At 72.5% G+C, this 23283-nt stretch carries 22 protein-coding genes; 9 read left to right on the forward strand and 13 right to left on the reverse strand.

Features of this window, described 5'->3' with window-relative positions; translation table 11 throughout:
* Positions 1 to 3: 3 nt before the first annotated feature.
* From gspE to gspG, 10 genes are all read right to left on the reverse strand, one after another.
* A complete protein-coding gene (gene gspE, locus PKC53_RS03195; protein ID WP_324426228.1) occupies positions 4 to 1425 on the reverse strand; it encodes a type II secretion system ATPase GspE in 1422 nt (473 codons plus the stop codon).
* A gap of 10 nt (positions 1426 to 1435) precedes the next feature.
* Positions 1436 to 3685 (reverse strand): type II secretion system secretin GspD, encoded by a 2250-nt coding sequence (gene gspD, locus PKC53_RS03200; RefSeq protein ID WP_324426230.1) that lies wholly within the window; start codon positions 3683 to 3685, stop codon positions 1436 to 1438.
* 11 nt (positions 3686 to 3696) lie between these two features.
* Entirely contained in the window at positions 3697 to 4587 is an 891-nt protein-coding gene (gspN, locus tag PKC53_RS03205; protein ID WP_324426232.1) for a type II secretion system protein N, read from the reverse strand.
* Positions 4584 to 5108 carry a type II secretion system protein GspM gene (gene gspM / locus PKC53_RS03210; RefSeq protein ID WP_324426234.1) on the reverse strand — a complete coding sequence of 175 codons (525 nt, stop codon included), beginning with the start codon at positions 5106 to 5108 and terminating at the stop codon, positions 4584 to 4586. Before gspM ends, gspN begins: the two co-directional genes overlap by 4 nt.
* Positions 5105 to 6349 carry a type II secretion system protein GspL gene (gene gspL / locus PKC53_RS03215; protein WP_324426236.1) on the reverse strand — a complete coding sequence of 415 codons (1245 nt, stop codon included), beginning with the start codon at positions 6347 to 6349 and terminating at the stop codon, positions 5105 to 5107. Before gspL ends, gspM begins: the two co-directional genes overlap by 4 nt.
* Before the next feature lie 139 nt (positions 6350 to 6488).
* Positions 6489 to 7466, reverse strand: a complete 978-nt coding sequence (gene gspK, locus PKC53_RS03220; protein WP_324426238.1) for a type II secretion system minor pseudopilin GspK — start codon at positions 7464 to 7466, stop codon at positions 6489 to 6491.
* Positions 7463 to 8179, reverse strand: coding sequence for a prepilin-type N-terminal cleavage/methylation domain-containing protein (locus PKC53_RS03225; protein ID WP_324426240.1), 717 nt, complete (start codon positions 8177 to 8179; stop codon positions 7463 to 7465). The genes gspK and PKC53_RS03225 overlap by 4 nt, the downstream gene beginning before the upstream one ends.
* The gene (gene gspI / locus PKC53_RS03230) at positions 8179 to 8550 is read right to left on the reverse strand and encodes a type II secretion system minor pseudopilin GspI (protein ID WP_324426241.1); all 372 of its coding nucleotides are present in this window, start codon (positions 8548 to 8550) and stop codon (positions 8179 to 8181) included. Before gspI ends, PKC53_RS03225 begins: the two co-directional genes overlap by 1 nt.
* Positions 8547 to 9005: a type II secretion system protein gene (locus tag PKC53_RS03235; protein WP_324426243.1), complete on the reverse strand. Its 459-nt coding sequence runs from the start codon at positions 9003 to 9005 to the stop codon at positions 8547 to 8549. The genes gspI and PKC53_RS03235 overlap by 4 nt, the downstream gene beginning before the upstream one ends.
* A 29-nt stretch (positions 9006 to 9034) precedes the next feature.
* Positions 9035 to 9481, reverse strand: coding sequence for a type II secretion system major pseudopilin GspG (gspG, locus tag PKC53_RS03240; protein ID WP_324426245.1), 447 nt, complete (start codon positions 9479 to 9481; stop codon positions 9035 to 9037).
* A 55-nt stretch (positions 9482 to 9536) separates the two neighbouring features.
* Between gspG and PKC53_RS03245 the strand changes: the two genes are divergently transcribed.
* Positions 9537 to 10202, forward strand: coding sequence for a hypothetical protein (locus PKC53_RS03245; RefSeq protein ID WP_324426247.1), 666 nt, complete (start codon positions 9537 to 9539; stop codon positions 10200 to 10202).
* 45 nt (positions 10203 to 10247) lie between these two features.
* On the opposite strand, the gene PKC53_RS03250 is transcribed toward PKC53_RS03245, so the two are convergent.
* Positions 10248 to 11324, reverse strand: coding sequence for a nicotinate-nucleotide--dimethylbenzimidazole phosphoribosyltransferase (locus tag PKC53_RS03250; protein WP_324426249.1), 1077 nt, complete (start codon positions 11322 to 11324; stop codon positions 10248 to 10250).
* Positions 11325 to 11378: 54 nt separating this feature from the next.
* Positions 11379 to 12923, reverse strand: coding sequence for a threonine ammonia-lyase, biosynthetic (ilvA, locus tag PKC53_RS03255; protein ID WP_324426251.1), 1545 nt, complete (start codon positions 12921 to 12923; stop codon positions 11379 to 11381).
* A 326-nt stretch (positions 12924 to 13249) separates the two neighbouring features.
* Between ilvA and PKC53_RS03260 the strand changes: the two genes are divergently transcribed.
* A complete protein-coding gene (locus PKC53_RS03260; RefSeq protein WP_324426253.1) occupies positions 13250 to 13672 on the forward strand; it encodes an OsmC family protein in 423 nt (140 codons plus the stop codon).
* A 17-nt stretch (positions 13673 to 13689) separates the two neighbouring features.
* On the opposite strand, the gene coq7 is transcribed toward PKC53_RS03260, so the two are convergent.
* On the reverse strand, positions 13690 to 14313 hold the full coding sequence (gene coq7, locus PKC53_RS03265; protein WP_324426255.1) for a 2-polyprenyl-3-methyl-6-methoxy-1,4-benzoquinone monooxygenase: 624 nt from the start codon (positions 14311 to 14313) through the stop codon (positions 13690 to 13692).
* A gap of 266 nt (positions 14314 to 14579) precedes the next feature.
* On the opposite strand from coq7, the gene PKC53_RS03270 reads away from it, so the two are divergent.
* The 7 genes from PKC53_RS03270 (at position 14580) to PKC53_RS03300 (ending at position 23222) form a co-directional block, all read left to right on the forward strand.
* Positions 14580 to 15590 (forward strand): porin, encoded by a 1011-nt coding sequence (locus tag PKC53_RS03270; RefSeq protein ID WP_324426258.1) that lies wholly within the window; start codon positions 14580 to 14582, stop codon positions 15588 to 15590.
* A gap of 200 nt (positions 15591 to 15790) precedes the next feature.
* On the forward strand, positions 15791 to 17332 hold the full coding sequence (locus PKC53_RS03275; RefSeq protein ID WP_324426312.1) for an ABC transporter substrate-binding protein: 1542 nt from the start codon (positions 15791 to 15793) through the stop codon (positions 17330 to 17332).
* 171 nt (positions 17333 to 17503) lie between these two features.
* Positions 17504 to 18487 carry an ABC transporter permease gene (locus PKC53_RS03280; RefSeq protein WP_324426260.1) on the forward strand — a complete coding sequence of 328 codons (984 nt, stop codon included), beginning with the start codon at positions 17504 to 17506 and terminating at the stop codon, positions 18485 to 18487.
* A gap of 72 nt (positions 18488 to 18559) precedes the next feature.
* On the forward strand, positions 18560 to 20128 hold the full coding sequence (locus tag PKC53_RS03285; RefSeq protein ID WP_324426262.1) for an ABC transporter substrate-binding protein: 1569 nt from the start codon (positions 18560 to 18562) through the stop codon (positions 20126 to 20128).
* 61 nt (positions 20129 to 20189) lie between these two features.
* A complete protein-coding gene (locus tag PKC53_RS03290; RefSeq protein ID WP_324426264.1) occupies positions 20190 to 21101 on the forward strand; it encodes an ABC transporter permease in 912 nt (303 codons plus the stop codon).
* A 139-nt stretch (positions 21102 to 21240) separates the two neighbouring features.
* Positions 21241 to 22215: an ABC transporter ATP-binding protein gene (locus PKC53_RS03295; RefSeq protein ID WP_324426266.1), complete on the forward strand. Its 975-nt coding sequence runs from the start codon at positions 21241 to 21243 to the stop codon at positions 22213 to 22215.
* Positions 22212 to 23222 (forward strand): oligopeptide/dipeptide ABC transporter ATP-binding protein, encoded by a 1011-nt coding sequence (locus PKC53_RS03300; RefSeq protein ID WP_324426269.1) that lies wholly within the window; start codon positions 22212 to 22214, stop codon positions 23220 to 23222. The genes PKC53_RS03295 and PKC53_RS03300 overlap by 4 nt, the downstream gene beginning before the upstream one ends.
* The last annotated feature ends 61 nt before the right edge of the window (positions 23223 to 23283 follow it).

Consider the following 23283-nt stretch of genomic DNA (forward strand, 5'->3'; position numbering starts at 1 on the left):
GCGTCAGTCGCGGGTCACGCGCATGACCTCCTCCGGCGACGTGATGCCCTCGGCGACCAGCCGCTCGCCGTCCTCGCGCATCGAGCGCAGCCCGGCGGCCTCGGCGGCGACGAACAGCTGGCTCTCGGCGGCGCGCGCGTGGATCAGCGAGCGCACCTTGTCGTCGGCGACCATCAGCTCGTACACGCCGGTGCGGCCCTTGTAGCCGGTGTGCCCGCAGGCGGCGCAGCCCACCGGGTGGTAGCGCCCGCGGTCGTCGCGCCGCCGGCACCCGGGGCACAGCTTGCGCACCAGGCGCTGCGCGAGCACGCCCAGCAGCGAGCTCGACAGCAGGAACGGCTCGACGCCCATGTCGGTCAGCCGCGTCACCGCGCTGGGCGCGTCGTTGGTGTGCAGCGTGGCCAGCACCAGGTGCCCGGTGAGGGAGGCCTGGATCGCGATCTGCGCGGTCTCGAAGTCGCGGATCTCGCCGATCATGATCACGTCGGGGTCCTGGCGCAGGATCGCGCGCAGCGCCTTCGCGAAGGTCAGCTCGATCTTCGGGTTGACCTGCGTCTGGCCGATGCCCGGCAGCTCGTACTCGATCGGGTCCTCGACGGTGAGCACGTTGGTGGTCGCGGTGTCCACGGTCAGCAGCGAGGCGTACAGCGTGGTCGTCTTGCCGCTGCCGGTGGGGCCGGTGACGAGCACGATGCCGTGCGGCTGCTGCACCAGCCGGCGAAAGCCCGCCAGCACGTCGCCGCTCATGCCCAGGCCCTCGAGCGTGAAGCGGCTCTCGCTCTTGTCGAGCAGGCGCAGCACGGCGCGCTCGCCGTGCGCGCTGGGCAGCGTCGAGACGCGCACGTCGATCGCGCGCTGGCCGATGCGCAGGCTGATGCGCCCGTCCTGCGGCAGGCGCTTCTCGGCGATGTCGAGCTCGGCCATGATCTTCAGCCGGCTGATCAGCGCCGCGTGCAGCGCCTTGTTCGGCTGCACCACCTCGCGCAGCGTGCCGTCGACGCGGAAGCGCACGCTCGAGCTGCGCTCGTACGGCTCGATGTGGATGTCGCTCGCGCCGTCCTTGGCCGCCTGTGTCAGCAGCGCGTTGAGCATGCGGATGATCGGGGCGTCGTCGGCGGCCTCGAGCAGGTCCTCGACGGCGGGAAGGTCCTGCATCAGGCGCGACAGGTCGACCGCGCTCTCGACCTCCCCGACCACCGCCGCGGCGCTCGACTCGCCCCCGGCGTAGGCGGCGGCGATGCGCTGCGCCAGCGTCGCCGAGGCCTCGCGCTCGAAGGCCTCGACGTCGAACACGCGCAGCACCTCGGACAGCGCCGCCGGCGGCGTGGTCTCGCCGGCCCACAGCGTCAGCGTGCGGCCGTCGTCCTCGAGCAGCAGCGTGTTCGCCTTCGCGAAGGCGTACGGCAGCGGGTGGCGCGCGCCCATCGTGACGGCCTCAGGGCACGACTTGTCCGCTGGGCAACACCGTGCCCGACGGTGGCTGCGGCGGGGCAGCCGCGGCCGCTGCCGGGGCGGACGGCGCAGGCGGCGCCAGCGGCGGTGTCGCGGGCGGCGCCGCCGGCGCCTCGCGCATCGGCGGCAGCACCGGGGCCTCGTTGATCGGCAGCACCTGGCTCGGCGTCGGCTGCGCGTCCTTCTGCTGCGCGCGGATCAGGTCGTAGCGGTCCAGCGACAGGCGCGCGCTGCTGTCGGCGTCGCGCATGATCACCGGGCGCAGGAACACCATCAGGTTGGTGCGCTGCTTGGTGCGGTTCTGGTTGCGGAACAGCCCGCCGACGACCGGCAGGTCGCCGAGCACCGGCACCTGCGAGCGGCTCTCCTCGAAGCGGTCCTCGATCAGCCCCCCGAGCACGAGGATCGCGCCGTCGTCGACGACCACCGTCGACTCGATCGAGCGCTTGCTCGTCGACGGGCCGGCGTTCGAGGTGCCCGGCGCGACGCGCGCGTCGACGCTCGACGACTCCTGGTAGATCGTCATGCGCACGCTGCCGCCCTCGCCGATCTGCGGCTTGATGCGCAGCGTCAGCCCGACGTCCTTGCGCTCGATGGTCTGAAACGGGTTGGTCACCGCGCCGGTGCCGGTGTTGGTGAACTGGCCGGTGACGAAGGGCACGTTGGCGCCGACGACGATCTTCGCCTCCTCGTTGTCGAGCGTGATCAGGTTCGGCGTCGAGACGATGTTGGTGTTGGTCTGGCTCTGCAGCATGCGCGCGATCGCCGCCAGCGCGTAGGTGCCCCCGTAGTTGCGCAGCAGCGCGAAGTTCAGCCCCTCGCCCAGCGAAACGCCCTCGACGTTGCCGCCGGCGGTGCCGGTGGTGATGCCGATGATGTTGCCGGTGCTGCCGAAGTTGGTGCCGGTGCCGGCGACGAAGCGGTCGCCCTTGCTGCCCAGCAGCCCCTGCCACTGGAAACCGAAGTCGGCGGCGTTGTCGCCCTTGACCTCGACGATCATGCTCTCGATGTAGACCTGCGCGCGGCGCGTGTCGAGCTGCTCGATCATCGCGCGGATCTGCCGGTACATCGGCTCGGGCGCGGTGATGATCAGCGAGTTGGTCGACGGGTCGGCCTGCACGAAACCGCCGGTCGACGGCCCGGTCGACGCGGCCAGCGGCGCGGCGGCCGGCGTCGCCGCGGCGCCCGTCAGGCCGGCCGTCGCCGGTGTCGTCGGCGCGGTGGGCGCGGCCGGCGCGGCCGACGCCGCGCCACCAGCCCCGCTGGCGCCGCCCGTCGCGAAGGCCGCACGCAGCACCGTGGCGAGCTTGGTTGCGTCGGCGTTCTTCAGGTGCACGACCCAGATCTGGCCCGCCGGGCCGGCGCCGGCGGCGGGCACGTCGAGCTTGTCGATCAGCGCGCGCACCTGGCCCAGGCGCGCGTTGTTCGGCGCGCGCACGATCAGCGCGTTGGCACGCCCGTCGGGCAGCACCTGCACCGCGCCGCCGCCGATCGCGGCGGCCGGCGCGCCGGGCACCAGCGCCTGGCCGCCGTCGGCGGCCAGGCGCTGCACCAGTGGCGCCAGGTCGGCCGCGACCGCGTGTTTCAGCGGCACCACCTCGACGTCGGCGGCCGAGGGCTGGTCGAGCGCGGCGATGATCTTCGCGATGCGCTGCAGGTTGTCGGCGTAGTCGGTGATCACCAGCGACGCGCTCGCCGGGTTCGCGTTGATCGTGTTGTTCGGACTGATCAGCGGGCGCAGGATCGCCACCAGGTTGTTCGGGTTCTCGTAGCTCAGGCGGAAGATCTGCGTGAGGATGGTGTCGCCGCGCGCGGTCGGCGCGTCGACCGACACGGTGCCGGTCTGCAGCTTGGCGTCGGCCTCGGGCACCACCTTGAGCAGGCCGTTGTTCTCGACCACCGTGAAGCCCAGCCCGCGCAGCGCCGCCAGGAAGCTGAGGTAGGCCTGGCGCACCGTCTGCGGCTGCTCGCTGTACAGCGTGATCGCGCCGCGCACGCGCGGGTCGACGACGATCGCGCGGTCGATCATCGCGCTCATCGCCCGGCTGACCGCGTCGATGTCGGCGTTGACGAAGTTCAGCGTCACCGGGGTGCGCGAACGCAGCGCCGGGCTCTGCATTCCGGCGTCGCGCGACGCATCGCCCTGCGCAGCCGCCGGGGCCGCCGCGCCGAGCGCCAGCAGCATCGCCAACGCGGTGGGGGTGCCGCACCGGGCGCGGGGAGGGTGGTGCATCAGGGGCATGCTCATCCGATCGAAACGAGGGTCGACGCGCCTTGGCGCCGCCCGATGATGTTCAGCAGGTTGTCCAGCGCGGCCTCGCTGCCCGGCGCGGCCTGGCCACGGCCGCGAAACTGCAGTCGGCCACCAGCCAGGCGCCCGCTGCCGTCCAGCCGCAGCGCGCCGTCGAGCGTCGACAGCGCCAGCGCGGTCGCGCCGTCGCCCTGGCCCTGCAGCGTCAGGCGGTAGCTGCCCAGCGGGTCGACCGTCGACAGCCGCGACGACACGCCGAGCAGGTCCAACTGCGCCGCGCCGTCGAAGGCGACGCGGTTGCCGGCCCACACGAATCGCGCCGCCGACGCGCTCAGCCGCGCGCGCCCGCCGGGCTGCAGCGTGTTCCACGGCGTGCCCAGGCCGGCCAGCCAGGCCATCGGCCACTGGCCGACGGCGCCGTCGGCGCGCGGCTGCAGCGCCAGCGTCTGCCGCGACAGCCCGGGTTGCCAGTGCAGCACCAGGTCACCGTCGATGCAGCCGTCGTGCGTCAGCACCAGGTCGAAGCCGCTGCCGCGCCAGCGCAGTTGCCAGCCCAGACGCCCGGGCAGGGCCGCCGCGTCGCGGCTGTCGGGCCCGCCGGTGAGCACCGGCACCGCGCTGCCGCGCCACGCCGTGCCGCGCGCGTCGGCCAGCAGCAGCCGGCCGTCGGTGCCGGCGGCCAGCGCGCGCGCCAGCCACGCCGCGGGGGCGAACGCCGGCAGCGCCAGCAAGGCGCCGACGAGTATGCCCCACAGCGCCCAGCGCCGCGTCGCGTGGCGGCGCCGCTTCCAGGCCAGTTCCGACAGCGTCGACTCGGCGTGCGTGCTGCGGGCGAAGGCTGCGGCGCGGCGCCGCGGCAGCCAGGCGGCGACGCGGCGGCTCACGACCCGCCGCCCCCGTCGGGCAGCGCCAGCACGACACTGCCCGCGTACCCCTCGGGTCCGCGCACCAGCTGCGCCTCGACCGGCCGCGCGCGCGCGCCGCTGCGCACCTCGGCGAGCCAGTCGCGCAGCTGCGCCCCGTCGACGCCGGCCAGCGTCACGGTCGCGCGGTCGCCGGCCAGCGTCAGCCGCGCCGCGTCGCCCAGCCGTGCCGTCGACGCCTGCAGCGCGGCCACCGCCTTCGTCGCCGACACCGCGGGCGTCGCGCGCAGTTCGCGCGCCTCGGCGGCCAGCCGCTGCATCTGCTGCCACTGCCGCTCGAGCCGCTCGAGTTCGAGCGGTGCGGTGCGCGCGGTGCGCCACGCCGGCGCGACGGCGACCGCCCACAGCACGAACGCACCGGCCACCGCGGCGGCCAGCGCGAGCAGGCGGCGTTCTCGCGGCGCCAGCGCGCGCCAGCGGTCGCGCCACGGCGCCAGCCGCGCACCGAACGCGGCGGCCAACGCGTCGCCGCGCGACGTCACGACCGCACCCCCGCGCCGCCGGCGCGCGACAGCCGCAACCGCCCGTCGACCGACTCGAGCTGCCAGCCGTCGGCGCGCAACCGCCGGCGGAAGGCCTCGACCTGCGCCTCGTCCCAGCCCGCGGCGGCAAAGCTCAGGCTGTCGCCCTCGTAGCGCAGCGTCTGCGCCGGCCCCTGCGGCTCGGGCCACGCGCCGGCGGCGGCGTCCAGCAGCGCCTCCAGGTCCGACGCGCCGGCGCGGCCGGCGGCGCCACGCAGCACCGCGGTCTCGCGCTGCATCTGCAGCGGCGCGTCGAGCACCGCGCGCACCTGCGGGTGCGTGCTGCGCAGCAGCTCGACCATCGCCTGACGCCGCTCGTCGATCGCGCTGCGCTGCTGCCAGGCCCACAGGTTCAGCCCGACCAGGTGCAGCGCCGCGAGCGCCGCCAGCCCGAGCCGCACCGGCCGCCACGCCGGCGACCGCAGCCGCTGCAGCAGGTCGCGCAGCGCGCGCGTGCCGCGGTGGCGCGGCGCGAGGTCGAACTGGCGCAGGTTCCACAGCGTGCGCGCCGGCTGCAGCGCGCGTTCGTCGTCGCCGAGCACCTGCACCGGCGCGCCGAGCCAGCGCTCGGCCGGCGCCGCCGCCGCCGGGCTCGCGGTCCAGCGCACGCCGTCGCCCGGGCGCTGCGCCAGCCAGGCACGCGCCAGCGTGCCCTGCACACGCATCTGCACCACACCCTGCGCGTCGCTCCAGGCGAGCGTCAGCGCGCCGCCGGCGTCGGCGTCGTCGGGCAGCCAGAAGTGCCCGTGCGGGGGCTCGTCGGGCCAGGTCGACGGCAGCACGCGTTCGACGCTGCGGCCTGCCTGTTCGAGCACGGCGATGTGCGCCGCCAGCCACGCCTTGTGCACCGCGGCGACCCAGGTCGGCTGCCCGGACACGGCCCCCGGCGCGAGCGCGAAGTGCATCGCCTCGGGTTCGTCGAGCAGCGCATCTTCGAGCACACCGGCCAGCGCGGCGCGCAGACGTGCCGGCGGCGCCTTCGGCAGCGTGACGCGGTGCCAGCCCACGTCGCCGTCGGCGAGCACGGCGACCACGCTGTCGGCGCGCGGCAGCAGCGCCGCGGCGCTGCGCCCGTGCCGGCGCGGCGTCAGCCCGTCGTCGCTGAGCACGTACGCGAACTCGCCGCCCGGCCGCGCCGCCGGTGCGCCGCCGCCGGCGCGCAGGCGCTCGCGCGGCGGGATCAGGATCACGAGCAGCGACATCGTGGCGGTGCAGGGGGCGTCATGGGTCGGTGCCGAGCGTCGTCGCGGCGCGGCACGGGCCAGGGCCGCCGCTCGGCGCGCGCAGCATAACCCCCGACGGCGGGCGCAGTGGCACGCACGGGATCGCGAGGCGGTCGCATCACCGCGTCAGCACCGTGTTCACGCGCTCGCGTTGCAGCGTGACCACATCGCGGTCGACGCGCTGCACCAGCGAGCGCTCCTCGAGCACGCGATCGTCGAGTCGGATGCGCGCCTCGACGACGAAGAACTGGCTCGACACCGCGGCACCGTCGAAGCGGACCTCGGTGTCGGCGCCGAGCAGCGCCTTGGCCTGCTCGACCGACCGGAACGGGTCGCGATCGCGCGCCTGCACCAGCCGCTCGGCGCTGCCGCCGTCGAGGCCCTCGAGCGCGGCCATCAGCACCTCGCGTGGCGCGGTGTTCAGGTTCACCGGTGTCGGCGTCGGCAGCAGCACCAGCCACGGCGCCAGCCGCGCGACGGCCGACGCGTCGAGCCCGAGCCAGCGCAGTTCGTCGACGCGGCGCGGTGCCAGCGGCGCGGTGCCGGGGTCCTCGCCCCAGGCGTCGCGCAGCCCGGCGGCGATCTGCTCGGCCAGCGACGCCGGCAGCCCGCCCGCCTGGCACAGCCGCTGCAGCATGCGCAGCTGCGCCGCGTCGACCTTGCCCTCGGTGTCGACGAGGTTGCGCAGGTTCAGCCGCGCCTGCGCGTCGTGGATGCGGCCCGACATGAAGGCCTCGGGGCCCGTGTCGGCGTGGTGCTCGCCGTCGACGGCGAGGAAGGTCGACAGCCGCGCCTCGGCCAGCGGCACCGCCCAGGGCTCGCCGAGGTGGTCCGGGCCGCCGCTGCGCGCGTCTTCGCGCAGGATCAGCCGCACCCAGTCGAGCGCGCCTTGCAGGATCCACGCCGACTGCAGCCGCGCGCGTTCGGCCACCTCCACCTGCACCGCGCGCCACTGCTGCCAGATCATGCCGGCAGCCAGCGTCGCCACCAGCGTCACGACGAGCATCGCCACCAGCAGCGCGGCGCCGCGCTGGCGTGCCGGGCGGCGTGCCGGCGTCACCCGGCGGCGCTGCAGTCGCGGTGCGTCCCGCGTCATGGCAGCATCTGCGGCGCCAGCGCGACGTCGCGGGTCAGCGTGCCGCCCCAGCCGGCGCTGCCGTCGAACTCGAGCACGAGGCGCACGCCACCGGGCAGTTCCTCGACCTGCCGCGCGGCCGCCGGCGGCTGCGACGCCGCGTCCGCGGGGGCCGACGCGCCGGCCGCCGGCACCGGGGCGGTGCGCGTCAGGTCGCCGCTGGACTGCGCGTTGCTCCAGCCGTCGCGGCGGAAGAAGTACAGCTGCACGCCGGCGACGCCGCCGAGCGCACGCAACTGGTTCGCCTCGTTGCCCAGCAGCTGCTGGCTGCCCAGCCAGCTGTCCTGCAGCGCGGCGACGCGCGTGACCACCGGGCCGCTCCAGCGCGTGAGCTGGTTGCCGCGGTGCGCCCAGACGACGACCTGCACGCCGCCGTCGGCGTCGCGCACCAGCCGCAGCGATGCGCCATCGAAGGCGATGGCCGGCACCACGTCGGTCGGGTGCAGTCGCTGCAGGTCCTGCGCCCACTGCGCGAGCACCGTGTTCAGCCGCAGCGTGCGCTCCATCTGCGCGGCGTTGGTTTCGCGCGAGCGGGCGATGCCGTCGATGCCGCGCCAGGCCAGCGCCGTCAGCGTAGCCATCACGACCAACGCGACGAGCACCTCGACCAGCGTGAAGCCGCGCGGTGCCGGCCGTGTGCGTCGCCGTGCCGTGGGCTGGGCCGGTCGAGGCATCAGAACCTCGGCAGCACGGTCGACAGCGTCAGCAGCGGCATGCCGTCCTCGTCGGCGATGCGCGCGTCGACGCGGCGGAAGTTCGGGTTCGGCGTCGCACGCACCTCAAGCCGGCCGGCGTAGCGGCGGCCGAGCTGCTCGCAGCCGAAGTCGCTGTCGCCGATGCCGGGGAACTGGCGCGTCAGCCGCAGCTCGGTGAGGCGGTTGTCGGCACACCACTGCGCGGCGCTGACGTCGGTCAGGCGCTGGGTGTTGCCGGCCAGCGCCCCGGCGGCCTTCAGCCCGGCGCCGAGCGTGATCGCGACCACCGCGGTGGCCACCAGCACCTCGACCAGCGTGAAGCCGCGCGGCGGCGGGCAAAGCGGCGTCACTGGGCGCCCTCGGCGGCCAGCGGCGCGAACGGCGCGAGGCCGTCGGTGGCCAGCACCAGCCGGCGCTCGCCGAGCGCGAGCACGACGCGCTGCGCCGGCAGCAGCGGCTCGGGGCCGAGCACCAGCGCACGGGCGCCGACGACTTCGGCGGTGACCTCGTCGTCGAGGAAGCGCTGCGGCAGTTTCGACGACGGCGGCAACCCGACGAAGCGGAACTGCGCACGGTCGGCAGCGTCGGCCGACGCCACCTCGAAGCGCACCGGCAGCGCCGACGCGCGGGCCTCGGCGCGCGCCGACTCGAGCAGCGCGGCCAGCCGCGCCGCGTCGCGTTCGAGGCGCGCGGCGCTGCCGTCGTGCAGCGCGAAGCTGACCGCGCCGGCGGCGATCGCGAACAGCGCGACCACCACCAGCAGCTCGACCATCGTGAAGCCGCGGGGGCGGCGGGGCGGGCGCATCGCGAACGCCGTCGGGCCGGCGTCGGCCCCTACTGCCAGGAGCCGACGTCGGCGTCGTTGCCTTCACCGCCGGGCTGGCCGTCGGCGCCGAAGCTGAACACGTCGATCTCGCCGCGCACGCCGGGGTTGAGGTACTGGTACGGCCGGCCCCAGGGGTCGTTGGGCAGCTTGTCGAGGTAGGGCTTCCAGTTCGTCGGGACCACGCCGACGCCGGGGCGCCGCACCAGCGCCTCGAGGCCCTGCTCGGCGCTGGGAAAGCGCTGGTTGTCGAGCTTGTACAGCTTGAGCGCCTGCATCAGGTTGGCGACGTCGGTGCGCGCGGCCGTCACGCGTGCGTCGTCGGCGCGGTCGAGCACGTTGGGCACGATCAGCGCGGCGAGCACGCCGATGATGACCAGCACCACCATCAGCTCGATCAACGTGAAGCCGCGCCGGCGCGGGTCGCGCAAGGCAAGGCGGCGGTTCGGCGGTGGCATGGTGCGAGGGCGTCGAGGGCCGGGGTGACGGTGCGGTCAATGATAATCAAGCCCCATGTTCGCTCGTCTGTCGGCCTTCGTGATCTGGGCGGCGGTGGCCGCCAGCGCGGTGTACTGGGCGCTGCGCCTGGGCGTCGAGTCGCCGACGGCGCCGGCGCACACGACGCTGGTCGACGTCGCGGCCGCCGGCCGGGCCGACTGGAGCCGCGTGCTCGGCGGCGACGAGGCCGATCCCGACGCGCAGGGCGCGGGCGACGTCGAGCCGTCGGCCGATCCCGGGCTGGCGTCGCGGCTGCGCCTGGTCGGCGTGGTCGCCCCGAAGGCCCCGTCGCGCACCGAGGGCGTGGCGCTGATCGCCGTCGACGATGCGCCGGCCAAGGCGTTCCGCGTCGGCGCGGTGGTCGAGGGGCAGACGGTGCTGCAGTCGGTGCACGCGTTCGGCGCCGAACTCGGGCCGCGCGGCGGGGGCGTCGAGGTGCGGCTGCAACTGCCCGCGCTGCCGCCGCCGGCGACCGGCACGCTGGCGGCCGCCGGTGCGTCGCCGGGCGGCGCCGCACGCGTGGCACTGCCGCGACCGGGGGGCGCGGTCCTGGGCGTGCCCCGGCCGGGCCTGCCGCCGCCGGTGTCGCTGCCCGGCCAGCTGGTGCCGACGCCTGCGCAGGTGCAGTCGCTGCCGCCGGCGGCCGACGGCGAGCAGCCGGCGAACGACCTCGCCGACTGACCCGGCTTCAGCCCCGCCCCGGGTGCAGCCCGGGCCGGTGGACGCTCAGGGTGCGCTGCCGGCCAGCGTGTTCGTCGCGCCGTCGAGCGCGCCGGGGTGCGACGGGCCCGGGTCCTCGCCGTCGGCGACCTCGGTCAGCAGCGCCGCGGCGGCCTTGATCAGCGGCCACGCGAGCGTGCCGCCGGTGCCGTCGATGCTGTCCATGCCCAGCTCGAGCAGCGCCGTCGCGTGGAACAGCGCCAGCGCGTGGTCCAGCCCCGACGCGCCGTGGCTGCGGCAGAACACGCAGTAGTCGGTGACCGGCGCGGCGATGCGCTGCGCCACGCGCAGCGCGGCGCACGCGGCCATGCCGTCGACCAGCAGCAGCTGTCGCTTGGCGGCCGCGGCGAGCATCAGCCCGGCCATCATCGCGATCTCGAAGCCGCCGAACGCCGCCAGCACCTCGACCGGGTCGGTGAGGTCGCGGTGGCGCGCCTGCGCCCCCTGCGCCACCGCGAGCAGGCGCATCAGCGCCTCGCCGTCCATGTCCTCGTCGGCGAGCAGCAGGTCGCGCACCGGGCAGTCGGACAGCCTCGACAGCACCAGCGCGGCGCTGACGTCGGCGCCCACGCCGAGCCCCGCGCACAGCACCACGTTGCCGCGTAGCGCCTCGGCGATCTCCATGCCGGCTCGGATCGCCGCGTGCGCCTGGTCGACGCTCATCGCGGCGTGCACGCGCGCGTTGCGCGTGCCGTGCGCGATCTTGCGCACCAGCAGGTGGTCGTGCTTGGGCAGCGGCTCGGCGACGCCGGCGTCGACGACGGCCAGCGCCATGCCCTGGATGCGCGCGAACACCGTCAGCGGCGACTGGCCGCCCAGCACCTGCAGCACCTGGTCGCGCGTGCTGCGCTGCGGTGCGGCGACGCCGTCGACGACCAGGCCGTGATCGCTGGCGAATAGCAGCACCTGCGGGTCGCGCAGCCGCGGCTTGAGCGTGTTCTGCATCAGCCCGAGGCGGATCGCCAGCGGTTCGAGCTCGCCGAGGCTGCCGCAGGTGGCGCTGCGCCGCTGCAGCTTGTCGCGCAGCGCGCGTTCGAGCAGCGGGTTCGACGTCGGCGCGACGAGCGAGCGGGAGCCAGCCATGCGCGCAGTGTACGGATCCGCCGGTGGGCGGCAGCGCCGCGCCGCCGGCGCCGCTCAGCGCAGGAACAACCGGTACACGGGGTTGTCGGTCTCGTCGACGTAGGCGTAACCGAGCGCGTCGAGGAACTCGCGCAGCGCGCGCCGGTCGCTGCGCGGCACTTGGATGCCCACCAGGATGCGCCCGTAGTCGGCGCCCTGGTTGCGGTAGTGGAACAGGCTGATGTTCCAGCCCGGGTGCATCGCCGCGAGGAACTTCATCAGCGCGCCGGGGCGCTCGGGGAAGGTGAAGCGGAACAGCCGCTCGTCGTGCGCGAGGTCCGAGTGCCCGCCGACCAGGTGGCGGATGTGCAGCTTGGCGAGCTCGTCGTCGGTCAGGTTGATGGTGGCGAAGCCGTGGCGCTCGAAGTTTCGCGCGATCGTGTCGGCCTCGCCGGCGCGGTGGATCGCGACGCCGACGAACACGTGCGCCACCTGCGTGTCGCTGATGCGGTAGTTGAACTCGGTCACGTTGCGCGGGCCGACCAGCGCGCAGAAGCGCTTGAACGAGCCGCGCTCCTCGGGGATCGTCACCGCGAACAGCGCCTCGCGCTGCTCGCCGACCTCGGCGCGCTCGGCGACGAAGCGCAGGCGGTCGAAGTTCATGTTCGCGCCGCAGGTGATCGCCACCAGCGTCTGCCCCCTGGTGGCCTGCGCGGCGGCGTATTGCTTGAGCGCGGCCACGCCCAGCGCGCCGGCGGGCTCCATGATGCTGCGCGTGTCCTCGAACACGTCCTTGATCGCGGCGCACACCGCGTCGGTGTCGACGACGACGAAGTCGTCGACCAGCTCGCGCGCCAGCCGGAAGGTCTCCTCGCCGACGAGCTTGACCGCGGTGCCGTCGGAGAACAGCCCCACGTCGTGCAGCTGCACCCGCCTGCCGGCGCGCACCGAGCGCAGCATCGCGTCGGAGTCGGCGGTCTGCACGCCGATCACGCGGATCTCGGGGCGCACCGCCTTGATGTAGGCGGCCACGCCGGAGACCAGCCCCCCGCCGCCGATGGCCACGAAGACCGCGTCGATCGGCCCCTGGTGCTGACGCAGGATCTCCATGCCGATCGTGCCCTGGCCGGCGATCACGTCGGGGTCGTCGAACGGGTGCACGAAGGTCAGGCCGCGCTCGCGTTCGAGTTCCAGCGCGTGGGTGTAGGCGTCGGAATAGCTGTCGCCGTGCAGCACGACGTGGCCGCCGAGCGCGCGCACCGCGTCGATCTTCAGCTGCGGCGTGGTCACCGGCATCACCACCTCGGCGCGGCAGCCCAGCCGCTTGGCGGCCAGCGCGACGCCTTGCGCGTGGTTGCCCGCCGACGCGCAGATCACGCCGCGCGCCAGCTGCTCGGGCGCGAGGTGCGCCATCTTGTTGTACGCGCCGCGCAGCTTGAAGCTGAACACCGGCTGCTGGTCCTCGCGCTTGAGCAGCACCGTGTGGCCGAGCCGCTTCGACAGCGCACGCGCCGGCTCCAGCGGCGACTCGATCGCCACGTCGTAGACCTTGGCGGTGAGGATCCTGCGCAGGTATTCGTCGGTCGGGCGCGGGTTGCGCGTGTTGGCGGCGCCGGGCATGAAGCTGCGCTGCCGCCGCGGCGGCAGCCGGTCGAATGGGGCCGCGATGATAGCCGCGGCCCGGCGAGGCAAAAAAAGAGCCCGGGACTCGCGCCCCGGGCCCGAACCACCATTGAAGGAGGTGGAGGAGACAAGCGGTGGTTGCCGAGCGCCGGCGGCGCATGCCGCTGATCGCACAACCTTGGAGTCAGTCTAGCGTGCCCGATGTTGCGCTGCAATATCCACGGTGGGCGCGGGCCTAGGGAAGAGCCTCCAGCCGACCGGCACGGGCACAATCCGGCCCCGTGTCACCGACCACGCGCCGTTGCGGTGCAGGAAGCGCAGCCATGCAATGCACGATCCACTGGGTGCCCGACAGCGGCATGGGCTTCGTCGCCGAGACCGGCAGCGGCCACCTGCTGACGATGGATGGGGCGCCCGACGGCGGCGGGCGCAACCTGGCACCTCGGCCGATGGAGACGGTGCTCGCCGGCAGCGGGGCTTGCAGCGCCTACGACGTGGTGCTGATCCTCAAGCGCGGTCGCCACGACGTGCGCGGCTGCCGTGTCGCGGTCGACGCCGAGCGCGCGCCGACCGACCCGAAGGTCTTCACCCGCATCCGCCTGCACTTCACCGTCAGCGGCCGCGGCCTGCCCCCGGCGGCGGTCGAGCGCGCGATCGCGCTGTCGCACGAGAAGTACTGCTCGGCCAGCGCGATGCTGGGCAAGACGGCCGAGATCACGACTTCGTTCGAGATCGTCGAGGCCTGAGCGCGCCGTCGGCGCGCTCAGACGCGGTGCGCGGTCAGCGTCATGACCTTGGCGGCGGCACGCATCAGCGCGCGCACCGGCAGCGGCAGTTCGGCGCCGCCGGAGGCCAGCGCCTCGGCGCCGTGGCGTGCCTCGTCGTGCATCATCTGCTCGACGATCGCGCGCGATGCGGTGTCGGCCTCGGGCAGGCGCTGCAGGTGCCCGGCCAGGTGCTGCTCGACCTGGCGTTCGGTCTCGACGACGAAACCCAGGCTGACGCGGTCACCGAAACGCCCGGCGACCAGCCCGATGCCGAAGGCGCCGGCGTACCACAGCGGGTTGAGCCGGCTGGCGTGGTCGCCGAGCTCGTCGAGGCGGCGCTGCGTCCACGCCAGGTGGTCGGTCTCCTCGCGCGCGGCGCGCCGCATCTGCTCGCGCAGTTCGGGTGTGCGCGCGGTCAGCGCCTGCGCCTGGTACAGCGCCTGGGCGCAGACCTCGCCGACGTGATTGACACGCATCAAGGCTCCCGACAGCGCGCGCTGCCCGGGGTCGAGGTCCCCGCCGCTCGGCGCGGCCGGCGCCGGCCGCGACGCGTGCACGGTGCCGAACAGGGTGCGCAGTCCGTTGTCCAGCGCGACCAGGACGTCGTCGGTCGGATTCATGCGAAACAGCATAGCCGATGCCGCGTCGGGGCCCTGGACCCGCGGCGAAGGCCGTAAAGGCAAGTATGTGCCCACTATGTTTGTCTGCTCGTTGTGCTACTGCAACAGCGGCGGCCTTTTTCAGGGGCAACGCTTGGCGCCGGTCACGGCGGTCTGGTGCAATACGTTCAGCTTCCGTCACGGAGGTCGGTCCGATCAGCCTCGCCTCGCGGTGATTGGCTCCTCCCCCGATCGGCACTTCTTGTTCAACCCAGGAGATAGTGGCAATGAAAAAATCCCTGATCGCTCTGGCCGTCCTCGGCGCGTTCGCCGGTTCGGCCATGGCCCAGTCGTCGGTCACGCTGTTCGGTATCGCCGACCTGAACGTTCGCCATGTCGACAACGACAGTGCCGGTTCGGAGACCTCGCTGAGCCAGGACGGCAACGCGTCGTCGCGCCTCGGCTTCCGCGGCGTCGAGGACATCGGCGGTGGCCTGAAGGCCGGTTTCTGGCTCGAGGGCGGCCTGTCGATGGACACCGGCGGCACCGGTGGCAGCAACGGCCAGACTTCGGTGTTCTTCAACCGTCGCTCGACGGTCAGCCTGATGGGCGGTTTCGGTGAGATCCGCCTCGGCCGCGACTACACCCCGACCTTCTGGAACCACACCGTGTTCGATCCGTTCGGCACGCAGGGCGTCGGTTCGCAGACCAACATCCAGACCACGGGCACGACCGCGATCACGCTGGTGCGCGCCAACAACACGATCGGCTACTTCCTGCCGGCCGGCCTGGGCGGCCTGTACGGTCAGGCGCAGTACGCGATGGGCGAGGACAAGATCGGCGGCACGAAGAACAACGAGTACTGGGGTGTTCGTCTGGGCTGGCAAGGCGGCCCGGCCAACGTGGCCGTCGCCTATGGCGAAACCGACACCACCGCCGACACGCTGAAGGCCTGGAACATCGGCGCGTCGTTCAACGCCGGCTTCGCCACGTTCATGGCCCAGTACCACCAGTACAAGGCGGCGAACAAGCAGACCAACTGGCTCGTCGGCGCCAACGTGCCGGTCGGCCCGGGCACCTTCAAGGTGTCGTACGGCGTCGCCGACGACCTGTTCGAGGCGACCCAGATCGCCGTCGGCTACGTCTACGACCTGTCGAAGCGCACCGCGCTGTACGCGCATTACTCGCAGGTCGACAACGACGGCGCGGCGCGGTTCACGGCGTCGGGCAGCGGCCCGGCCATCCTGGCTGGCGACAAGTCGACGGGCTACGAGTTCGGCATCCGCCACAGCTTCTGATCGATCGCGCCGATCGGGCGCGTCGACTGCAGCAGGCCGCCTTCGGGCGGCCTTTTTTCTGGCCGCGCGGCACGCGGCGGGATCAGGACATTCCCGCTCACGTCCGCCACGCCGTTTGCGCAACATCCGGGTCTCGTCATCAGAGAGTCCCCGACATGGTGCAACTGTTCAGCAAGTCCGCGGCGGCAGGCGTCGCCGCGATGCTCGCCCTGGGCCTGACCGCCGCCGAGGCCAAGACCTTCCGCTGGGCCAGCGCCAGCGACATCCCCACCTGGGACATCCACTCGCAGAACAACGCGCTGGCCAACGGCATCCACGCCGCGGTGTACGAGGCGCTGTTCTATTACAACAGCCGCAACTTCGCGCTCGAGCCGCTGCTGGCCACGGGCTACAAGCAGGTCAGCCCCACGCAGGTGCGCGTCACGTTGCGCCAGGGCGTGAAGTTCCACGACGGCGCCGACTTCGACGCCGACGACGCGGTCTACTCGCTCGAGCGCGCGATGGCCAAGACGTCGAACTTCGGCGTGTACACGCAGGGCATCGACAAGGTCACCAAGGTCGACAGCCACACCATCGACATCACGACGAAGGGCCCGAACCCGGTGCTGCTGCGCCAGCTCACCGAACTGCGCATGATGGACCGCGGCTGGGCCGAGAAGAACAACTCGCTCGAGCCGAAGGACATCAAGACCAAGGACGAGAACTTCGCGCACCGCAACGCCAACGGCACCGGCCCGTTCATGCTCAAGAGCTGGGAGCAGGACGTGCGCCTGGTGCTGGCGCGCAACCCCAACTGGTGGGGCAAGATGGAGGGCAACGTCACCGAAATCGTCTACACGCCGATCAAGGCCGAGGCCACGCGCGTGGCCGCGCTGCTGTCGGGCGAGGTCGACATGATCCTCGACCCCTCGCCGGCCGACCTGCCGCGGCTGCGCAGCACGCAGGGGCTGAAGGTGGTCGACGGGGCCGAGAACCGCACCATCTTCCTCGGCATGGACCAGTTCCGCGACGAGCTGCCGGGCAGCAACGTCAAGGGCAAGAACCCGCTGAAGGACGTTCGCGTGCGCAAGGCGCTGTACCAGGCGATCGACATCAACACGATCGCGCGCGTGACGATGCGCGGCCTGGCGCAGCCCACGGGAACGCTGATCGCGCCGCAGGTCAACGGCTGGACGAAGAAGGCCGACCAGCGCTGGCCGTACGACGTCGACGCGGCGAAGAAGCTGCTCGCCGAGGCCGGCTATCCCGACGGCTTCGAGGTCGACTTCGCGTGCCCGAACAACCGCTACATCAACGACGAGGAGATCTGCCAGGCGGTGACCGCGATGTGGGCGCGCGTCGGCGTCAAGGCCAAGCTGCGCACGCTGCCGCTGGTGACCTACTTCCCGATGATCCAGCGCTACGAGGCCAGCATCTACATGCTCGGCTGGGGCGTGCCGACGTTCGACGCGCTGTACTCGCTGCAGTCGCTGGTGCGCTCGGTCGGCGCGCAGGGCGACGGCAACTACAACGTCGGGCGCTACAGCAACCCGCAGATGGACGCGCTGGTCGAACGCGTCAAGAAGGAGGTCGACCAGAAGACGCGCAACGAGCTGATCGAGCAGGCGCTGCTGCTGAGCCACCAGGACGTGTCGCACATCCCGCTGCACAACCAGGTGATCCCGTGGGCGATGAAGACCAGCGTCGAGCTGGTGCATCGCGCCGACAACCGCATCGACATGCGCCTGGTCAAGGTCAATTGACCCGGCGCGACGTCGGTGCGGTTGCGGCCTAGGCCGACTTCGGGCCCGCCCGGAAGTTGACCTGCGAGGCCGCGCGCCGCAGCCGCGACCCACCGCTGGCGGCTGCAGCCGCCATCGCTGCGCGCCGAGCCGATCCCGCGCCGCCCCGCCGCGGTACAGTCCGCCTCCCCCATGCTCGCCTTCATCCTCCGCCGCCTGGTCCAGGCCGTCATCGTGATGCTGACGGTGGCGTTCATCGCCTTCATGCTGTTCCAGTACGTCGGCGACCCGGTGACCAACCTGCTCGGCCAGGACGCCACGCCCGAGCAGCGCGACCGCCTGCGCGCCGACCTCGGCCTCGACCAGCCGTTCCCGGTGCAGTTCGCGCGCTTCGTGGGCAACGCGGTGCGCGGCGAGTTCGGGCTGAGCCTGCGACAGGGGCGCAAGGTGTCGGCGCTGATCGTCGAGCGCTTTCCGGCGACGATGGAACTGGCGATCTGCGCCGGGGTGCTGGCACTGGTCGTGGGCATCCCGCTGGGGGTCTACGCGGCGCTCAAGCGCGGCGGCTTCGGCGCGCAGCTGGCGATGGCGGGCTCGCTGCTCGGCGTGTCGCTGCCGACGTTCCTGATCGGCATCCTGCTGATCCTCGTCTTCGCGGTCGAGCTGAAGGTGCTGCCCAGCTTCGGCCGCGGCGAGGTCGTCGCGATCGGCGCGTGGACCACCGGCTTCCTGTCGCCGGTGGGCTGGAAGCACCTGATCCTGCCTTCGGTGACGCTGTGCGTGTTCCAGCTCGCGCTGATCATGCGCCTGGTGCGCGCCGAGATGCTCGAGGTGCTGCGCACCGACTACATCAAGTTCGCGAAGGCGCGCGGGCTGCCCAACCGCGCCGTGTACTTCGGCCACGCGCTGAAGAACACGCTGGTGCCGGTGATCACGATCACCGGGCTGCAGCTCGGCTCGCTGATCGCCTTCGCGATCATCACCGAGACGGTGTTCCAGTGGCCGGGCATGGGACTGCTGTTCATCCAGGCGGTGCAGTTCGCCGACATCCCGGTGATGGCGGCGTACCTGTGCCTGATCGCGCTGATCTTCGTCGTCATCAACCTGATCGTCGACCTGCTGTACTTCGCCGTCGATCCGCGCCTGCGTATCGACAAGGCCGCGGCCGGCCACTGAGGGTCCGCCCGTGCCGATACGCCAACCCCGAGGCGGCCCGCCCGCCCGCATGACCCCCAGGAGAGTGCGACCATGAAGCTCAAGACCACCCTCGTCGCCGCCGCACTGGCGCTCGCCTTCGGTGCCGCCTCGGCCGCCACGCTGCGCGTGGCCAACCAGGGCGACGCGATGTCGATGGACCCGCACTCGCTCAACGAGTCGCTGCAGCTCAGCGTCACCGGCAACATCTACGAGCCGCTGGTGGCGCGCGACAGCAAACTCGCGCTGACGCCGGGGCTGGCCACCGCGTGGCGGCAGACGTCGCCCACCGTCTGGCGCTTCGACCTGCGCCGCAACGTGACGTTCCACGACGGCACGCCCTTCGCCGCCGACGACGTCGTCTTCTCGTTCAAGCGCGCCGCCGGCGAGGGCTCGGACATGAAGGGCTACACCTCGTCGATCAAGGAGGTGCGCAAGGTCGACGACCACACCGTCGAGATCGAGACGGCCTCGCCGTTCCCGATCCTTCCCGACGTGATCTCGCTCGTCTACATCCTCAGCAAGAAGTGGTGCGAGGACAACAACGCGGCGCTGCCGGTCGACCGCCGCAAGGGCATCGAGAACGCCGCGAGCTTCCGTGCCAACGGCACCGGCCCGTTCCGCCTGCGCGAGCGCCAGCCCAGCCAGCGCACGGTGCTGCAGCGCAACCCCGGCTACTGGGGCAAGATCGAGGGCAACGTCACCGAGGTCGTCTTCACGCCGATCGGCAACGACGCGACGCGCGTGGCCGCACTGCTGTCGGGCGAGATCGACGTGATGGAGCCGGTGCCGCTGCAGGACGTCGCGCGCCTGCAGGCCAGCCCCAACCTGAAGGTGATGCAGGGCCCCGAGCTGCGCACGATCTTCCTCGGCATGGACCAGCGGCGCGACGAACTGCTGTTCTCCAGCGTCAAGGGCAAGAACCCGTTCAAGGACCGGCGCGTGCGCCAGGCCTTCTACCAGGCCATCGACATCGAGACCATCAAGTCGCGCGTGATGCGCGGCGCCGCCACGCCGACGGCGCTGATGGTCGCGCCCGGCATCAAGGGCTTCGTCGCGGAGCAGAACAAGCGCCTGCCGTACGACCCCGAGGCGGCGAAGAAGCTGCTCGCCGAGGCCGGCTACCCGAGCGGCTTCGAGGTCGGCATGAACTGCCCGAACGACCGCTACGTCAACGACGGCGAGATCTGCCAGGCGGTCGCCGCGAACCTGGCGCGCATCGGTGTCAAGGTCAACCTGATGGCCGAGAGCAAGACCACGTACTTCCCGAAGATCCTGCGCCGCGACACCAGCTTCTACCTGCTGGGCTGGACGCCGGGCACGTACGACTCGCACAACCCGCTGTCGTCGCTGATGGCCACGCCCAACGACAAGGGGCAGGGGCAGTTCAACCTGGGCTGGTACAGCAACCCGCGGCTCGACGAGCTGACGCAGCAGATCCAGAGCGAGACCGACCAGGCCAAGCGCAACGCGATGATCGCCGAGGCGTTCAAGATCCACGCCGACGACGTCGGCCACATCCCGCTGCACCAGCAGGCGCTGGCGTGGGCGATGAAGAGGAACGTCGACCTGGTGCAGCTGCCCGACAATTTCATGCCGTACCGCTACGTCACGGTCAAGTGACCCGGCACCCGCCGGCGGTGCGGCCGCCGGCGGGCCCCCACGCGTTTCGCTCCCCCACCCGATGCAAGCCGCCCTGCGCCGGTTCTTCGACGGCGACGTCTGGCACAGTTTCCGCAGTTCACCGGTGGCGATCGTCGCCGCGGCGATCGCGCTGGTGTGCGCCTTCTGCGCGGTGTTCGCCGACTTCGTCGCGCCGCACAACCCGTTCGACCTGGCCTCGCTCGAGCTCGCCGACTCGCGGCTGCCGCCGGCGTGGCTCGAGGGCGGCACGAGCAAGTACCTGCTGGGCACCGACGACCAGGGGCGCGACATCCTGTCCGCGCTGATGTACGGCGCGCGCATCTCGCTGTTCGTCGGGCTGGCGTCGGTGGCGCTGTCGGTGCTGATCGGCGTCGCGCTGGGGCTGCTGTCGGGTTTTGCCGGCGGCAAGACCGACGCCTTCATCATGCGCGTGTGCGACGTGATGCTGTCGTTCCCGGCGATCCTGATCGCGCTGCTGATCGACGGCGTCGGCCGGGCGATGTTCCCCAACGCGCACGAGACGCTGGCCTTCGCGGTGCTGATCCTCGCGATCTCGCTGTCGGGCTGGGTGCAGTACGCGCGCACCGTGCGCGGCTCGACGCTGGTCGAGCGCCACAAGGAGTACGTGCAGGCGGCGCGCGTGGTCGGCGTCGCGCCGTTTCGCATCATGCGCAAGCACGTGCTGCCCAACGTGCTCGGACCGGTGCTGGTGCTGGCGACGATCCAGGTCGCGTCGGCGATCATCATCGAGGCCACGCTGTCGTTCCTCGGCGTCGGCGTGCCGCCGACGCAGCCGTCGCTGGGCACGCTGATCCGCATCGGCAACGACTTCCTGTTCTCCGGCGAGTGGTGGATCACGATCTTCCCGGGCGTGGTGCTGGTGCTGATCGCGCTGTCCGTGAACCTGCTCGGCGACTGGCTGCGCGACGCGCTGAACCCGAGGCTGAGATGAATCCCCCCCGAAGCGCCTTCGGCGCCTCCCCCCCGGGGGGGCACCGCCAGCGGACCGGCGAAGCCTCACCCGTAGCGGTCGCTCGAAAGCCGGTCGACGACTTGTCGCGGGTGGCGCCGCCGCGCCGCGGACCACGGCCATGACGGCGCCCCTGCTCGAAGTGAAGCACCTGCGCGTCGAGTTCCCGACGCGCCGCGGCACCTTGCTCGCGCTCGACGACGTGTCGTTCGAGATCGCGCCGGGAGAGATCCTCGGCGTGGTCGGCGAGTCGGGGGCGGGCAAGAGCCTGACGGGCGCGGCGATCATCGGGCTGCTCGAGCCGCCGGGGCGCATCGCCGGCGGCGAGATCCGCCTCGAGGGCCAGCGCATCGACGACCTGCCGTACGAGCGCATGCGCGCGATCCGCGGGCGCAAGATCGGCGCGATCTTCCAGGACCCGCTCACGTCGCTGAACCCGCTGTACACGATCGGGCGCCAGCTCGTCGAGACGATCCGCACGCACCTGCCGGTGTCCGAGGCCGAGGCGCGGCAGCGCGCGATCCGGCTGCTGCAGGAAACCGGCATCCCGGCCGCCGAGCAGCGCATCGACCAGTACCCGCACCAGTTCTCGGGCGGCATGCGCCAGCGCGTGGTGATCGCGCTGGCGCTGGCGGCCGAGCCGCGGCTGATCGTCGCCGACGAGCCGACCACCGCGCTCGACGTGTCGATCCAGGCGCAGATCATTTCGCTGCTGAAGAAGCTGTGCAAGGTGCACGGCGCGGCGGTGATGCTGGTCACCCACGACATGGGGGTGATCGCCGAGACCTGCGACCGCGTCGCGGTGATGTACGCCGGGCGCATCGTCGAGGTGGGGCCGGTGCACGACGTGATCCACCGCCCGCACCACCCCTACACCGAGGGCCTGATGGGCTCGATCCCGGCGATGGACGAAGACCGCGAACGGCTGCTGCAGATCGACGGCGCGATGCCGCGCCTGAACGCGATTCCCACCGGATGCGCGTTCAACCCGCGCTGCCCGCAGGCGTTCGAGCGCTGCCGGCGCGAGCGCCCCGAGCTGATGGTCGCCGGCGCGACGCGCGCCGCGTGCTGGCTGCGCGCGGGAGGCGCGGCATGAGCGAGGCTTCAGTGGCCACGCGCACGCTGGTCGAGGTGCGCGACCTGGCCAAGGTGTTCGACGTGTCGGCGCCTTGGCTGAATCGCGTCGTCGAGCGCAAGCCGCGCCAGTTCGTCCACGCGGTCGACGGCGTGAGCTTCGCGATCGCGCGCGGCACGACGCTGGCGCTGGTCGGCGAGTCGGGCTGCGGCAAGAGCACGGTCGCGCGGCTGCTGGTCGGGCTGTACGCGCCCACGCGCGGCTCGGTGCACTTCGACGGCGTCGACGCCGCCAGCGTGCGCGGCGCCGAGCTGCGGGCGCTGCGCCGGCGCATGCAGATGATCTTCCAGGATCCGTACGCCAGCCTCAACCCGCGCTGGAAGGTGCTGGACATCATCGCCGAGCCGCTGCGCGAGCACGCGCTGGTGCAGGGCGACGCGGCGCTGCGCGCGCGCGTCGTCGAACTGCTGCGTTCGGTCGGGCTGGCCGAGGCCGACTGCGAGAAGTTCCCGCACCAGTTCTCGGGCGGCCAGCGCCAGCGCATCTCGATCGCGCGCGCGCTCGCCACCGGCCCCGAGTTCCTGGTCTGCGACGAGCCCACGTCGGCGCTCGACGTGTCGGTGCAGGCCCAGGTGCTGAACATCATGAAGGACCTGCAGCGCGAGCGGCAGCTGACCTACCTGTTCATCTCGCACAACCTCGCGGTGGTGCGTCACGTCTCCGACGAGGTCGGCGTGATGTACCTCGGGCGTCTGGTCGAGCTGTCGCCCAAGCGCCAGCTGTTCGCCGCGCCACGCCACCCGTACACGCGCATGCTGCTCGACGCGATCCCCGACATCCACATGTCCGGGCGCTCGCGCACGCCGGTGCAGGGCGAGGTGCCCAACCCGCTGAACCCGCCGAGCGGTTGCGCGTTCCACCCGCGCTGCCCGCACGCCAACGAACGCTGCCACCGCGAGCGTCCGGCGCTGCAATCGATCCGCAGCGTGCAGGTGGCGTGCCACGCGGTCGAGGAGGGGCGGATCTGAGCCGCCGACGTGTCCGTTTCCCGTGACCGCGAACGCCGCACACCCGTCGTCCGTCGCCGAC

Origin of the sequence: Azohydromonas sp. (genome assembly GCF_035325925.1) — a bacterium.
Taxonomy (GTDB): Bacteria; Pseudomonadota; Gammaproteobacteria; order Burkholderiales; family Burkholderiaceae_C; genus Calidifontimicrobium.

Excerpts from the sequence above, each read along its gene's own strand:
- PKC53_RS03290 (WP_324426264.1), top strand. The coding sequence starts at position 20,190 with ATGCAAGCCGCCCTGCGCCGGTTCTTCGACGGCGACGTCTGGCACAGT.
- gspL (WP_324426236.1), bottom strand. The coding sequence starts at position 6,349 with ATGTCGCTGCTCGTGATCCTGATCCCGCCGCGCGAGCGCCTGCGCGCC.
- PKC53_RS03275 (WP_324426312.1), top strand. The coding sequence starts at position 15,791 with ATGCTCGCCCTGGGCCTGACCGCCGCCGAGGCCAAGACCTTCCGCTGG.
- coq7 (WP_324426255.1), bottom strand. The coding sequence starts at position 14,313 with ATGAATCCGACCGACGACGTCCTGGTCGCGCTGGACAACGGACTGCGC.
- PKC53_RS03300 (WP_324426269.1), top strand. The coding sequence starts at position 22,212 with ATGAGCGAGGCTTCAGTGGCCACGCGCACGCTGGTCGAGGTGCGCGAC.
- PKC53_RS03295 (WP_324426266.1), top strand. The coding sequence starts at position 21,241 with ATGACGGCGCCCCTGCTCGAAGTGAAGCACCTGCGCGTCGAGTTCCCG.
- gspE (WP_324426228.1), bottom strand. The coding sequence starts at position 1,425 with ATGGGCGCGCGCCACCCGCTGCCGTACGCCTTCGCGAAGGCGAACACG.
- PKC53_RS03225 (WP_324426240.1), bottom strand. The coding sequence starts at position 8,179 with ATGCCTCGACCGGCCCAGCCCACGGCACGGCGACGCACACGGCCGGCA.
- PKC53_RS03280 (WP_324426260.1), top strand. The coding sequence starts at position 17,504 with ATGCTCGCCTTCATCCTCCGCCGCCTGGTCCAGGCCGTCATCGTGATG.
- PKC53_RS03260 (WP_324426253.1), top strand. The coding sequence starts at position 13,250 with ATGCAATGCACGATCCACTGGGTGCCCGACAGCGGCATGGGCTTCGTC.
- PKC53_RS03270 (WP_324426258.1), top strand. The coding sequence starts at position 14,580 with ATGAAAAAATCCCTGATCGCTCTGGCCGTCCTCGGCGCGTTCGCCGGT.
- gspG (WP_324426245.1), bottom strand. The coding sequence starts at position 9,481 with ATGCCACCGCCGAACCGCCGCCTTGCCTTGCGCGACCCGCGCCGGCGC.
- PKC53_RS03285 (WP_324426262.1), top strand. The coding sequence starts at position 18,560 with ATGAAGCTCAAGACCACCCTCGTCGCCGCCGCACTGGCGCTCGCCTTC.
- PKC53_RS03235 (WP_324426243.1), bottom strand. The coding sequence starts at position 9,005 with ATGCGCCCGCCCCGCCGCCCCCGCGGCTTCACGATGGTCGAGCTGCTG.
- PKC53_RS03245 (WP_324426247.1), top strand. The coding sequence starts at position 9,537 with ATGTTCGCTCGTCTGTCGGCCTTCGTGATCTGGGCGGCGGTGGCCGCC.
- gspK (WP_324426238.1), bottom strand. The coding sequence starts at position 7,466 with ATGACGCGGGACGCACCGCGACTGCAGCGCCGCCGGGTGACGCCGGCA.
- ilvA (WP_324426251.1), bottom strand. The coding sequence starts at position 12,923 with ATGCCCGGCGCCGCCAACACGCGCAACCCGCGCCCGACCGACGAATAC.
- PKC53_RS03250 (WP_324426249.1), bottom strand. The coding sequence starts at position 11,324 with ATGGCTGGCTCCCGCTCGCTCGTCGCGCCGACGTCGAACCCGCTGCTC.
- gspD (WP_324426230.1), bottom strand. The coding sequence starts at position 3,685 with ATGCACCACCCTCCCCGCGCCCGGTGCGGCACCCCCACCGCGTTGGCG.